Origin of the sequence: Pelagibius sp. 7325 (genome assembly GCF_037652055.1) — a bacterium.
Lineage (GTDB): Bacteria > Pseudomonadota > Alphaproteobacteria > Kiloniellales > Kiloniellaceae > Pelagibius.
The window spans coordinates 130,332-143,334 of the sequence record NZ_JBBKAH010000005.1; the positions used below are offsets into that span (position 1 = coordinate 130,332).

At 66.5% G+C, this 13,003-nt stretch carries 13 protein-coding genes; 6 read left to right on the forward strand and 7 right to left on the reverse strand.

Annotated elements, in window-relative coordinates; translation table 11 throughout:
• The first annotated feature begins 154 nt into the window (after positions 1-154).
• Positions 155-922 (forward strand): NAD kinase, encoded by a 768-nt coding sequence (locus WDC82_RS15620; RefSeq protein ID WP_340118281.1) that lies wholly within the window; start codon positions 155-157, stop codon positions 920-922.
• A gap of 262 nt (positions 923-1,184) precedes the next feature.
• Here the strand turns inward: WDC82_RS15620 and WDC82_RS15625 are convergent, their stop codons facing one another.
• From WDC82_RS15625 to WDC82_RS15650, 6 genes are all read right to left on the reverse strand, one after another.
• Positions 1,185-1,625 carry a universal stress protein gene (locus tag WDC82_RS15625; protein ID WP_340118282.1) on the reverse strand — a complete coding sequence of 147 codons (441 nt, stop codon included), beginning with the start codon at positions 1,623-1,625 and terminating at the stop codon, positions 1,185-1,187.
• Positions 1,626-1,659: 34 nt separating this feature from the next.
• Positions 1,660-2,937 carry a TRAP transporter large permease gene (locus WDC82_RS15630; RefSeq protein ID WP_340118283.1) on the reverse strand — a complete coding sequence of 426 codons (1,278 nt, stop codon included), beginning with the start codon at positions 2,935-2,937 and terminating at the stop codon, positions 1,660-1,662.
• Between the two features lie 4 nt (positions 2,938-2,941).
• Entirely contained in the window at positions 2,942-3,553 is a 612-nt protein-coding gene (locus WDC82_RS15635; RefSeq protein WP_340118284.1) for a TRAP transporter small permease, read from the reverse strand.
• 79 nt (positions 3,554-3,632) lie between these two features.
• Positions 3,633-4,631 carry a TRAP transporter substrate-binding protein DctP gene (dctP, locus tag WDC82_RS15640; RefSeq protein WP_340118285.1) on the reverse strand — a complete coding sequence of 333 codons (999 nt, stop codon included), beginning with the start codon at positions 4,629-4,631 and terminating at the stop codon, positions 3,633-3,635.
• Positions 4,632-4,983: 352 nt separating this feature from the next.
• Positions 4,984-6,363 carry a glutamine synthetase family protein gene (locus WDC82_RS15645; RefSeq protein ID WP_340118286.1) on the reverse strand — a complete coding sequence of 460 codons (1,380 nt, stop codon included), beginning with the start codon at positions 6,361-6,363 and terminating at the stop codon, positions 4,984-4,986.
• Positions 6,364-6,579: 216 nt separating this feature from the next.
• Entirely contained in the window at positions 6,580-6,798 is a 219-nt protein-coding gene (locus WDC82_RS15650; protein ID WP_340118287.1) for a DUF1127 domain-containing protein, read from the reverse strand.
• Positions 6,799-6,985: 187 nt separating this feature from the next.
• On the opposite strand from WDC82_RS15650, the gene WDC82_RS15655 reads away from it, so the two are divergent.
• From WDC82_RS15655 to WDC82_RS15670, 4 genes are all read left to right on the forward strand, one after another.
• Positions 6,986-7,915, forward strand: a complete 930-nt coding sequence (locus WDC82_RS15655) for a transcriptional regulator GcvA (RefSeq protein ID WP_340118288.1) — start codon at positions 6,986-6,988, stop codon at positions 7,913-7,915.
• A 79-nt stretch (positions 7,916-7,994) separates the two neighbouring features.
• Positions 7,995-9,182, forward strand: a complete 1,188-nt coding sequence (gene argE / locus WDC82_RS15660) for an acetylornithine deacetylase (protein WP_340118289.1) — start codon at positions 7,995-7,997, stop codon at positions 9,180-9,182.
• Positions 9,175-9,846, forward strand: a complete 672-nt coding sequence (locus WDC82_RS15665) for an HAD family phosphatase (protein ID WP_340118290.1) — start codon at positions 9,175-9,177, stop codon at positions 9,844-9,846. Before argE ends, WDC82_RS15665 begins: the two co-directional genes overlap by 8 nt.
• Positions 9,846-10,955: an AbrB family transcriptional regulator gene (locus tag WDC82_RS15670; RefSeq protein WP_340118291.1), complete on the forward strand. Its 1,110-nt coding sequence runs from the start codon at positions 9,846-9,848 to the stop codon at positions 10,953-10,955. Before WDC82_RS15665 ends, WDC82_RS15670 begins: the two co-directional genes overlap by 1 nt.
• Positions 10,956-10,997: 42 nt before the next feature.
• On the opposite strand, the gene WDC82_RS15675 is transcribed toward WDC82_RS15670, so the two are convergent.
• Positions 10,998-11,978, reverse strand: coding sequence for a zinc transporter ZntB (locus WDC82_RS15675; RefSeq protein WP_340118292.1), 981 nt, complete (start codon positions 11,976-11,978; stop codon positions 10,998-11,000).
• A gap of 144 nt (positions 11,979-12,122) precedes the next feature.
• Between WDC82_RS15675 and WDC82_RS15680 the strand changes: the two genes are divergently transcribed.
• A complete protein-coding gene (locus WDC82_RS15680) occupies positions 12,123-12,860 on the forward strand; it encodes a TerC family protein (protein ID WP_340118293.1) in 738 nt (245 codons plus the stop codon).
• Positions 12,861-13,003: the final 143 nt, after the last annotated feature.

The window sequence follows — 13,003 nt, forward strand, 5'->3', positions numbered from 1 at the left end:
AAGCGGCCGGCGCTGTCCCAAGGCTGCCGCCCCCTGATTTCCCGGCCCTGGCATCGGGCAGGCAGAACGCTATACTCCCCCCGCGCGGCCCGGTCTTCGCGGAGTCGCAGCACAACGCCGGTTTCAGGGGCCCGCAAGGCGGCATGGCTGCATCATGAGCACTCCGAGTTTCGCGCTGGTCGCCAGCGACACCGCCGAGGCCCGCGACGCCAAGGCGCGCCTGGAGGCGCGCTACGCCACCGCCGACATCGACGCCTCGGAAGTCATCGTCGCCCTGGGCGGTGACGGTCTGATGCTGGAGACCCTGCACCGCTTCATCGACCGCTCGGTGCCGATCTACGGCATGAACTGCGGCACCGTCGGCTTCATGATGAACCAGTACGAGGAGGAGCGCCTGCCCGAGCGGCTGGCCGCCGCCCAGCAGGTGACGCTGCATCCGCTGCGCATGCATGCCACGACGGTCAAAGGGGCCGAGGCCGACGCCCTCGCCATCAACGAAGTCTCCCTGCTGCGCGAAAGCCGCCAGGCGGCCAAGATCGGCATCTCCATCGACGGCGTGAAGCGCATGGAGGAGCTGATCTGCGACGGCATCATGGTGGCGACGCCGGCCGGCAGCACCGCCTACAACCTCTCCGCCCACGGCCCCATCGTGCCGCTCGCAGCCCAGCTGCTGGCGCTGACGCCGATCAGCGTGTTCCGCCCGCGCCGCTGGCGCGGCGCCCTGCTGCCGGCGCGCGCCGAGGTCACCTTCGAGATCCACGAGTCCGCCAAGCGGCCGGTCAGCGCCACCGCCGACTTCACCGAGGTGCGCGACGTTGCCCGCGTCACCGTGCGCGAAGACCAGAGCGTCGACCTGAACCTGCTGTTCGATCCCGAGCACAACCTCGAGGAACGCATCATCAAGGAACAGTTCCAGCCGTAGACGGCACCCCCTGATGGCGCCTCGATGCCGACACAGACCCCACTGTCGTCCCGGCACTTGATGCCGGGACCCATTGGCGTCAACGCGTGGCGATGACATGCGGCATTGGCTTCCTCGCCAGCGGGAGGCGATGAAAGCTCCCCATCGGCGTCACATCGAGCGGATAGGCCCATGGGTCCCGGCATCAAGTGCCGGGACGACACCTTGAGAGTGTCACGGGCGTGCGAGAATTCGGCCCGACTTTCAGATGCCTTCCCGCCCCCTACTTCACCAGGACGCAGGTGACCGGCGACAGGCCGCTGACCTTGTGGGAAACGGAGCCGAGCAGGAAGCTCTCGACGTCGCCGGTGCCGCGCGCACCCATGACGATGGTGTCGACGCCGTGCTCCTTGGCGAAGGCGACGATGGTGCGCGATGGCTGGCCCCGCTTCACGAAACCGTTGACCTTCTTGGCACCGCGTTCCTGCGCCCGCTTCTTCGCAGCGGCGACGATCTCCTTGGCGTAGTCGCTGAGCGACTTGTCCGGATGCTCCGGCTCGGCCGGCCGCACCATCGAAAGCGAGGCCTCGAGCATGGAGTGATGGCGGTACACGCACAGCAACAGGACTTTGCTGGCGAACCTCTCCGCCATGTCGACGGCGTAGTCGACGGCCTTGTCCGCCTGTTCGGAACCGTCCACCGGCACCAGGATGCTTTCAATCATCGCAACGACTACCCTTTTTTTTCGGAATGCCCCGTCATCTGAATGCAAGATCGCGCAGGAAGAGAGCGATCGGCGGGTAGATGATCAGCGCGGCGGCCACAAGCATCAGCATGAAGACGAAGGGCGGCGTGCCGCGCACCACGTCCATGTAGGGCCGTTTGAAGATCGCGATGGCGGTGAAGATGTCGCAGCCGAAGGGCGGCGTTGCCGATCCGATCGCCACCTGCAGGGTGATGATGACGCCGACCAGCACCGGATCGATGCCGGCACCGTCGATGATCGGCGTGAAAATCGGCACCAGCACCAGAATGACGACGATCGGGTCGACAAACATGCAGCCGATGAAGAAGGCGATGGAGATGGCGATCAGCACACCGATGGGGCCCGCCTGATCCAGGCCGATGCCGCCCAGAATCGCCTGCGGGATCTGATTGAAGGAGATCACCCAGGAAAACGCGGCGCCGGCGGCGACCAAAATGAAGACCACGGCGGTGATCAGGCCGGTCGACTTTGCGATGTCGTAGATCTCCCTCAGCTTCAGCGAGCGGAAAATCACGAACTCCAACAGGAAGGCATAGGCGACACAGACCGAGGCTGCCTCGGTCGGGCTGAAGATGCCGCCATAGATGCCGCCGACCACGATGACCGGAAAGCCGAGCGGCCAGACGGCTTCTTTCATCGCGGTCAGCCGCTCGCCCCAACTTGCCTTGGGCAGCACCGGTATGTCGTTGCGGATGGCATAGATCACGCAGTAGCCGGCGAAGAGCACCAGGATCAGCAGGCCCGGGCCGACGCCGGCGATGAACAGCTCCGAGATCGAGGTGCCGGAGATGACGCCGTAGATGATCATGGCGATCGACGGCGGGATCAGCATGGCGATGTCGGAGGCGTTGACGATCAGTGCCAGCACGAAGCTGTCCTTGTAGCCGGCCTCGAGCATGCGCGGACGCAAGGGACCGCCGATCGCCACCACCGTGGCCTGGGTCGAGCCGGAGACGGCGCCGAAGAGGGTGCAGCTCGCCGCCGCGGTAACGCCGAGGCCGCCACGCATGTGGCCGAAAAAGCGCATTACCAGGTCGATCAGGCGGTCGGCCGAATGGCCCTTGGTGATGATGTCGGCGGCAAAGATGAACATCGGTACCGCGATCAGTGCTGCCGGCCGGATGCCGCCCAGCATCTGCTGGACCATGATCTCCGGCGGCACCGGCATGAAGAGGAAAAAGGCGACGAAGCAGCCCGCGATCAGCGGGATCATCATCGGGAAGCCGAGCAGCAGCAGCACGACCATGGTGAGGAGCATCGCTTCAGCCATGGCGCTATACCTGAACTTCGCTGTCGTCGAAGGAGTCGACAACCGCCACCGAGAGGTAGACGTCGCGGCGCAGCAGATTGACCACCGCGGTCAGCAGATACTGGATACCGGTGATGACGAAGCCGACCGGAACCCACAGGAAGGTCAGGTAGACCGGCACGCGCAGCGAGGGCGCGATCCGCCCGGTCGCCGCCACCTTGTCGACGTAGACGTAGGCGTAGTAGGCGAGCACGAACATGGCCGCCGCGGTGATCAGCGCGATCGCCACCATCAGAACTTTGCGCCAGATGTCCGGCAGGCTGTCGTAGATCGCCGACATGCGGATATGGCGGCCCTTGCGCGCGGCATAGCCGAGGCCGACGAAGGTGATCAGCACGATGAGGAACTGGTTCAGTTCCTCGGTGAAGAACAGCGATTCGCCGAAGATGAAACGACCGATCACGTTGGCGACGGATACCGTCGCCATGATCAGCACGCCGATGGCCAGCACGACCGCCTCGAAGCGGGCGATGACCTCATCGATGAAAGCCAGCGGCTTCAGCACGCCGGAGAACTGCGGCGGCTTGCTGTCCGCCCTCGGTCGGGTCGTGCCCGCCGGTGAATCCTGATCGGTCATGCTGCGGCCGCCCCCACCCGGAAATGATACCGATAGAAGAAGGGCGGCCCGCCGCGGCGGGCCGCCCCTTGTCGACCGCTTAGTTGACGCGCTTCTGGGACTCTTTGATGTCCGCGATGAAACCCTCGAGGACTTCCTTGCCGCTGTCGCCGGTCATGTCGACGAACTTCTCCTGCACCCGCTCGGCGGCCTCGCGGAAGGGCGCGCGCTGCTCATCGGTCAGCACCGTAACCGTCATCGACGGCTTGGCCTCCAGGATCTTCTGCTCGGCTTCCTGCTGCAGGCCCTCCTGATACTCGATGATGTGGTCGTAAGCGACATCGGCCGCTTCCTGCACCAGCTTCTTGTCCTCGTCCGAGAGGCCCTCGTAGAAGCCGAGGTTCGCCGCCACCGCCGTGGTGAAGTTGTTGTGGCCGGTATAGGTGATGTAGTCGGTCACCTCGTACATGTTCGTCGACTCGACGAAGAACATCGGGTTTTCCTGGCCTTGGATCATGTTGAGCTGCAGCGAGCCGAAGACCTCGCCCCACGGCAGCGGCGTCGGTGTCGCGCCGAAGGCATCGTAGGTCTCGACCAGCAGCGGCGTGGTCATGACGCGGAACTTCACGCCCTCAAGGTCGGCCGGGCTTTCCACCGGCTCCTTGGTGGTCATCACCACCTCGCCTTCCGGGAACATGTCGATGAGCTTCAGGCTCTTTTCCTCGTACATCGAGGCGAGCTTCTCGTTGATGGTGTCCGATGTCTCGTAGAAATCGGCCAGCACCTTGGGGTCCTCAGGCAGCACGTAGGGCAGCAGGAAGACCTGAAGCTCGGGAATGAGGCTGCCGGTGAAGCCCGGCGAGGCATCGACGAACTGGATGGCACCGAGCTGCGCCAGCTCGGTCGTGTCCGCCGACTCGCCCAGCGTGCCGAAGGGATAGATCTCCACCTCGTGGTCGGAGTTCGCCTCGATGTACTCCTTGAACTTGGTGGCATAGACGCCCTGCACCTCATGCAGGGCCTCCTCGATGGCGTACTTCCAGGTGTCGGCCGAGGCCGTGCCGGTAAAGCCAACGAGCACCGCGGCAGCGGCCGTCATAGTCGCGAATCTTTTGATCACCTTACGCTCTCCCTGTCTGTTCGTGGTTCCTTCCCGAAGTCTCGTCCGGGAATGGGACTTTTTCTCAGTCACGGCGCAGTAGAGGCGCACGCAACCGGCGCTGCAGAAAGAACCGCAGCGAAGTGCGAAAAATTAGGGTAAAGGATGACCCGGGCAGCGCGAAGAAGTCTATAAACGATGCCACGGATTATCGGGTGGCACGCTGGCGATTCTTCTTTAAAGGATCCTGCTTGCCGTCGATTTTTCGGAATCGAATTCTACGCAGCGCGAAAGGTCCGCCTACGAATACTATCTCTGCGCAACTTGGGAGAATCGGCAGCGTGCGGGGAAGTCACACGACGAAGCCGTACAACGACCACTCGCTGTCCGAGACCTCGTGCGCGAGGCGTTCCCATTCGGCATGCTTCACGGCGGTGAAACCGCGATGCAGCCGGGCACCCAAAGCCTCCTTGGCGAAGGCGGAGCGCTCGAACGTCTCGATGGCGTCGAGCCAGCTGCGCGGCAGCCGGCCGCCGAGATTGTTGCCCGCCAGCCTGCCGTCGTTGGGCGGGCCGGGATCCGCCTTGGCCGCGATACCGCCGAGGGCACCGGCCAGGGTCACCGCGGCGACCAGATAAGGGTTCGCATCGACGCCGGCGACCCTGTGTTCGAAATGCCGCGCCTTTCCTGCCGTCTCCGGCACGCGGATGGCGGTGGTGCGGTTGTCCAGCCCCCAGGCGTCGTTGGCGGGCGAGTAGACCGTGGAGGCGAAGCGGCGCCAGGAGTTCATGAAGGGTGCCAGCACCAGCATGGTGTCGCCCAGCGTGTCGCGCACGCCGGCGATCGCATGCAGCATCAGCGGGCTCAGCTTGCCGTCGGCGCCGTCGGCGAAGAGGTTGCCGCCCGCGTCGTCCGCGAGGGAGAGATGCAGGTGCATGCCGTTGCCCGCCTGCCGTCCAAAGGGCTTGGCCATGAAGCAGGCCTCCATGCCGAAGCGCCGCGCCACCGAGCGGATGAGGCGCTTGCCGACGATAACGTCGTCGGCGGCCCGGGCGAAATCGCGGTAGCGGATCGTCAGCTCATACTGGCCGACGGCATACTCGGAAATCACCGACTCCAGCGGCAGGTCGAGGTGGCGCGCGCCCTCGTAGACGGCATCGAAGAAAGGCGACATCTCGTCCAGCTCGTCGACCGACATGGTGTTGTGGGCCAGCGGACGCCGCCCGGTCAGGGCATAGCGGGCGGGCTGATAACGGCCCGCCGCATCGCGCTCGCGGTCGACCAGATAGAACTCCAGCTCGAAAGCCCCCATGGGATCGAAGCCCGCCGCGCGCGCCCGCGCGATCTGGCGCAGCAGCGCGTGACGCGGCTCGGCGTCGAAGGGCGTCCCGTCGGCCTCGTACATGCTGACCAGCACCTGTCCGCGCCCGGCGTGGGGCTGGAAGCCGAGGGAGCCTGCCACGGGCCAGCAGCGCTTGTCGCTGCCGCCGTCGTTCAGCACCAGTCCGCTCGCCTCGACGTCATCCCCGGCGACGTCCTGCCCGAACAGCGAGGCGGGCATCGCGCGGCCGGTGAGATAAAGCGATTCCAATTCGTGGCGCCGGATCGTCTTGCCGCGGCCGATGCCATGGCAGTCCGTCAGGACCACATCGATCGCTTCGGCTTGCGGATACTTCGCCAGGAAATCGGCGGCTTCGCTCAACGACACGCCCGGCGGCGGCTGAAGGTTCATTTCGGTGAGAATCCTGAGGGGTCGACACCGCAGGAGTATTGCCTCACGCCCGGCAGGAGAAAAGCGTCACGGGCAGCGCGCAAAAAAGCGGCACCGCGCTCTGGGGGAGAGACGCGGTGCCGGTCAGGTGCCTGGAGGCCGCTGGCGGCCCCACAGGGAAGGTTCTCAAAATCTCAAAAGAGGTGCTGAGGCCGACTCTGAGGTATCGCCCCGGGCTCAGCGGTTCCAAAAGGCCTTGCGGGCCATGTCCTCGGCCTCGCCCCGGCTGATGCCGAGATCGTGCAGTTCCCGGTCGCTGAGGCGCAGCAGATGCGCGCGCTCCTCGGCCTGGCGCTGCCAGGCGGCGAGACGGGCCAGCAGCGCGACGGGGGTCCGCAGCAGACCGGCGGAGCCGGTGGTGAGCGGCAGGGTCCGGCGGGTGGCAGCCTGTTGCATCGTCGTATTCCCTTAGTGAACCTTATGTGACGCCAGCCCAAGGCAGGGCGGCGCGGCCAAGGTTTTCTGGCCAAATTGCTGTGTTACTCAGGAAGATATTGCCGTTTGCCGCGACCAACAAACGATGATATCTCATGTTTCGGATAAGGAATTCTGATCCGAAACCGCCCCGCGAAGAGGTCCCCCGATGGCCCGCAAACTGCCCCCGCTCAATGCCTTGAGGGCCTTCGAGGCCGCCGCCCGCCATCTCTCCTTCACCAAGGCGGCCGAGGAGCTCTTCGTCACCCAGGCGGCGATCAGCCACCAGGTGAAGACCCTCGAGGAGCACCTCGGCCTTTCCCTCTTCCGCCGCCTCAACCGGCGCCTGGTGCTCACCGAGGCCGGCCAGCTGTACCTGCCCGTGCTGCGCGACGCTTTCGACGCCATCGCCGCCGGGACGGCACGCCTCGGCCAGGACCGACCGAGCGGACCGCTGCACATCAGCGTCATTCCCTCCTTCGCCGCCAAGTGGCTGCTGCCGCGCATGTCGCGCTTCCGCGACCGCCACCCCGAGATCGACGTCATGATCTCGGCCAACGGCGCGCTGATCGACTTCGCCGAGGGCACCTTCGAGCTGGGCATCCGCTATGGCCGCGGCGACTATCCCGGCTTGCGCACGGATCTGCTGCTGTATGACGAGGTCTTTCCGGTATGCAGCCCCAAGCTGCTGGAGGGGCCGCACCCGCTGAAGACGCCGGATAACCTGAAGCACCACACCCTCCTGCACGACGAGGTATCGCGGCAGGACGAGAGCCCGGACTGGCGCTCCTGGCTGCAGGCCGCCGGCATCGAGGGGGTCGACTGGAATCGCGGCCCGGGCTTCAGCGATTCCTCCATGGTGATCGAGGCCGCGGCCGCCGGCCAGGGCGTCGCCCTGGGCCACCGCTGGCTGGCCGCCGCCGACCTGGAGGGCGGCCGCGTCGTCATGCCCTTCGGGCCGGTGGTTCCCTCAAAGTTCTCCTACTACCTGGTCTCTCCCCCCGCGGTAGCCGAGCGGCGCCGGGTGCGCCTGTTCCGCGAATGGCTGCTGGAGGAGGCGGAGAGGACTGGCGCCGAGCGCGTGCCTCTGTCATCCTAGGGCCGGCTCTGGTATCTAACTGGTATCCAAGAGTTCCCCTCTGCCTCAACACAGCCAAACGCCTGGAGTATCCCATCGCGTGTCCGCACCCCTGAACGCCGATCGCCCGGCCATCAGGCCCGAAACCCGTGCCATGATCGACCGGCTGATCGCCTTTGACACCACCAGCCGCAATTCCAATCTCGAGCTGATCCACTACGTCCGCGACTACCTCGCCGGGCTCGGCGTCACCGCCCAGCTGGTGCATGATGCCGACGGGCGTAAGGCCAACCTCTATGCCACCCTGGGCCCGACCGACCGGCCGGGCATCGCGCTCTCGGGCCACACCGATGTGGTGCCGATCGACAACCAGGACTGGACGCGCGATCCCTGGCTGGTCAGCGAACACGACGGCCGCCTGTATGGCCGCGGCACCTGCGACATGAAGTCCTTCGTCGCCGTCGCTCTCGCGCACGCGCCGCGCTTTTTGGCGAGCGGCCTCGCCACGCCGGTTCATCTCTGCTTCTCCTACGATGAAGAGGTCGGCTGCAAGGGCGTGCCGAGCCTGCTCGACTTCCTCGCCAGCCAGCCGATCCGCCCGGCCATGTGCGTGGTCGGTGAGCCGACGGACATGAAGGTCATCATCGGCCATAAGGGCAAGAAGTCGGTCAGCTGCCAGGTGCGCGGCAAGGAAGCGCACTCCTCGCTGGCGCCCTACGGCGTGAATGCGGTGAACGTCGCGGCAAGGGTCATCGGCTACCTCGCCGACATGGCCGCGCGCAAGGCTGCCGAAGGACCCTTCGACAGCGACTTCGACGTGCCCTACACCACGGTACACACCGGCACCATCCAGGGCGGCACGCAGCTGAACATCGTGCCCGGCCACTGCCGCTTCGAGTTCGAGTTCCGCTACCTGCCGCAGGACGATCCCGAGGCGCTGCTGGCCGAGGTGCAGGCCTACGCCGAAAAGGAACTGCTGCCGGCGATGCAGGCGGTCGACCCGGCGACCGGCTTCACCTGGGAGCAGATCTCCGCCTTCCCCGGTCTCGACATGGACCCCGGGGCGGAGATCGTCGAGCTGGCCAAGACGCTTTCCGGCGGCAACGCCACCGGCAAGGTCGCCTTCGGCACCGAGGCGGGCCTGTTCGACCACAGCGGCATCCCGACGGTGGTCTGCGGCCCCGGCTCCATCGACCAGGCGCACAAGCCCGACGAGTTCGTGGCCCTGGAACAGGTCGCCCTCTGTGAGCGCTTCATGGACCGCCTGGAGGAACGCCTGCGTGGTTGAGCGGCGCGTGCACGGCCCGGACACCCCGCCGGTCGAGGCGCCCATAGAGGCCGTGGTCTTCGATGTCGGCGGCGTGCTGATCGACTGGAACCCGCGCCACCTTTATCGCAAGCTCATCGACGATGCCGGGGAGATGGAGCGCTTCCTCGCGGAGGTCTGCACCCAGGACTGGAACGAGCAGGCTGATGCCGGCCATTCGACGGCCGCGATCACGGCAGATCTCTGCGCGCGCCATCCCGACAGCCGGGCCCTGATCGAAAGCTACTACGCGCGATTTGACGAGATGATGGCCGGTGCGCTCGATGACACCGTTGCGCTGGTCGAGCGGCTGCATGCCGAAAACGTGCCGCTGTACGTGCTGTCCAACTTCTCGGCAGAAACATTCCCGCTCGCGCAGCGCCGTTTCGATTTCTTCCAGCGCTTCTCCGGCATGGTGATCTCCGGCGCCGAAGGTCTGAAGAAACCGGACCGGCGCATCTACGACCTGCTGACCGAACGCTTTGCCCTCGCCCCGGCACGCACGCTCTTCATCGACGACCGCCGCGACAATACCGAGGCGGCGCGCGCCGCCGGCTGGCAGGCACTGCAGTTCATCTCGGCGGAACAGCTCTCCGGCGACCTCCGCGCGCTCGGCCTGCTCCCCGCTGCCACGGCGGTGGCGTGATGGCGAAGAAACCCAAAGCCCCCCGTCCGGCGCTGCACAAGATCGCCCTGGCGCTCGTCATCGGCTCGGTGGGCGGCTGGCTCGCCCACGAACTGAACGTGCCGCTGGCCTGGATGCTGGGCGCCATGAGCGCCACCACCGTCGCCGCCATGAGCGGCCTGCCGGTCGCCCTGCCGGTGTCCTTTCGCCTCGCCATGCTGGGCGTCCTCGGCGTCATGCTGGGCAGCGGCTTTGCGCCGGAGATCCTGGACCGCATCGGCGACTGGGCGATCTCCCTCGCCGGCCTCGCCGTCTACACCGTCTCGGCGACCGCGCTGGTCGCCGTCTTCCTGCGCAGGGTCGCCGGCTATGATCCGATCACCGCCTACTTCTCCGCCGCGCCCGGCGGCCTCTCGGAGATGGTGCTGGCCGGCACCCAGGCCGGCGGCGACGAGCGCATCATCTCGCTGACCCACACGTCGCGGATTCTGCTGGTGGTGCTGGCGCTGCCCTTCCTCATGCAGGTCATCTTCGGCTACACGCCGGGGCCGCGCCCGGCCGGCGGCATCCCGCTCGCCGACTCCAACGCCTTCGACATTCTCGTGCTGACGTTCTGCGGCGTCGCCGGCTACATTCTGGCGCGCCTCGCCCGCCTGCCGGCCGCCGCCGTGCTCGGCCCGATGCTGTTCTCGGCCGCCTTTCACCTGGGCGGCCTGACCTCGGCCAAGCCGCCGACGGAACTGGTGGCCGCGGCCCAGGTGGTGGTCGGCACCACAATCGGCTGCCGCTTCGCCGGCGTCAGCATGAAGCTGGTCGGCCACACCATCCTCGCCTCCTTCGGCAGCACCGTCATCCTGGTCGCCGGCGGCCTTCTCTTCGCCGTCGCCCTGCACCCGCTGACCGGCCTGCCGACCATCGGCCTCTTCCTCGCCTTCGCCCCGGGCGGCGTCGCCGAGATGAGCCTCATCGCGCTGGCACTGTCGATCGACGCGGCGCTGGTGGCGACGCACCACATCGTGCGCATCTTCTTCATCGTGGTGTGTACGCCGCTGCTCTTCCGCCTGCTGCCGGCCGGGATCGTCGGCCGCCGCCAGCCCCCGGCCCCCGCACCGGCGCCTGGCGAGGACTAGCGGTTCTTCCTGGCGCGTATGCCGGGACACTCCGCTGTCTCCTCAAATCCACTTCAAATGCCGCAGCAGCCAGATCTCCAGGCCTGCGAGCAGCGCAAGAATGCCGCAGACCGCGGCGAAGGCCCAGGGCGTGTCGACGCCGGGCAGTCCGCCGACGTTGATGCCGAGCAGCCCGGTCAGGAAACCGAGCGGCAGGAAGATCGCGGCGATCACCGACAGCGTGTACATGCCGCGGTTCAGTTCGTCGGAGAGGTGGTTGGCGAGCTGGTCGTGGACGACGCTGGCGCGCTCGCGTCCGGCATCCAGGTCCTCGACGTAGCGGGTGATGCGGTCGGCGGTCTCGCGCAGCAGCAGGCGTTCGCGGGTTTCCAGCCAGGGAGTGATGTCCTGGTCGCTGGCGAGGCGCAGCAGGGCCTCGCGCTGCGGCGCGAAGTAGCGGCGCAGCACGATGGCCTGGCGGCGCACCGTGGCGAGCCGCTCACGCAGTTCCGGCTGGTAGTTCTCCAGCACCTCGTCCTCCAGCGCGTCGATGCGGTCGTCGATCTCGGCGATCACCGGCTCCATCCACGAGGCAAGCCGCTCGCACAGCAGGGTGAGGAATTCGCCGACGCCCTTGGGGCCGCGTCCTTGCTCCAGCATCTCGTCGATATCCCTGACCGCCAGCAGCCGTCGCAGCCAGACCGTCAGGATGCGCCTGCCGTCGGTCCAGACCCGGATGGAGACCATGTCCTCCGGATCGGAGTCGGGATTGAGATTGACCCCGCGCAGGATGAGCAGCAGGCCGCCCTCCAGGGGCGTGCAGCGCGGCCGGGTTTCCTCGGCAGTCAGCGCCTGGCGCACCAGGGGCGGCACCCCGCGCTCGCGCGCCAGCCAGCGCTGGGCCGAAGCGGAGTCGCGCTGCAAGTGCGCCCAGAGGATCGCATCGGGCGGGAAGTCCTGCCGGCCGGCCGATTCCCGCCGCGCGCCGCCGGCACCGTCGAACACGCTGACGAAGCTCCAGTCTTCCTTCTGCTTTTCATCCATCACGTTTCCCCGGCCTCGTTGCGAAAAGAAGCGATACGGCGGCGTGCAACCCTACGCCGGGCAGACTGTTATCCCAAGTCCGCCACTGATACCATCCACCCGGCCAAGACCGCTGGCCGGCCAAGAACGCTGGAGCGACCGACGATGCTCGAATGGATTTCCGACCCCGCCATCTGGGCCAGCCTGCTGACCCTGACCTTCCTGGAGATCGTGCTGGGCATCGACAATATCATCTTCCTGTCGATCATCACCGACAGGGTGGCCGAGAACCGCCGCATCCTGGCCCAGCGCCTCGGCCTCGGCCTGGCGCTGGTCGGGCGCATCGTGCTGCTGGCGGGACTGGTGTGGCTGACCAAGCTCACCGCGCCCCTGTTCGAGGTCTTCGACCTGGCGGTCTCCTGGCGCGACCTCATCCTGCTGGCCGGCGGCCTGTTCCTGCTGGCCAAGGCGACCTCGGAGATCCACGGCACCGTCGAAGGCGATCACGGCAAGGAGCACGCGAGCAAGGCGACCTCCTTCGCTTCCGCCATCGTCCAGATCCTCGCCATCGACCTGGTGTTCTCGCTCGATTCCGTGATCACCGCCGTCGGCATGACCGACAACCTGCCGATCATGATCACCGCCGTCGTCATCGCCATCGCGGTGATGATGTTCGCGGCGACGCCAATCAGCAACTTCATCCGCCGCCACCCGACCACCAAGATGCTGGCGCTCGCCTTCCTGCTGCTCATCGGCGTCGCCCTGGTGGCCGATGCCCTGCACTTCCACGTGCCGCGCGGCTACCTCTACTTCGCCATCGCCTTCTCGCTGATGGTGGAGATCCTGAACCTCACGGCGTTCCGGCGCCGCAAGAAGACGGAGGGCGGCACGACGGCGCAGTGATACGCTCTCGCTTTATGCATAACTGTCGTCCCGGCACTTGATGCCGGGACCCATTGCCCTCGCCGTTTCACCGAACACAGCTGTTGAAATCTTCACCGCAACTGCAGCCAATGGGCCCCGGGGTCAAGCCCCGGGGCGACAGC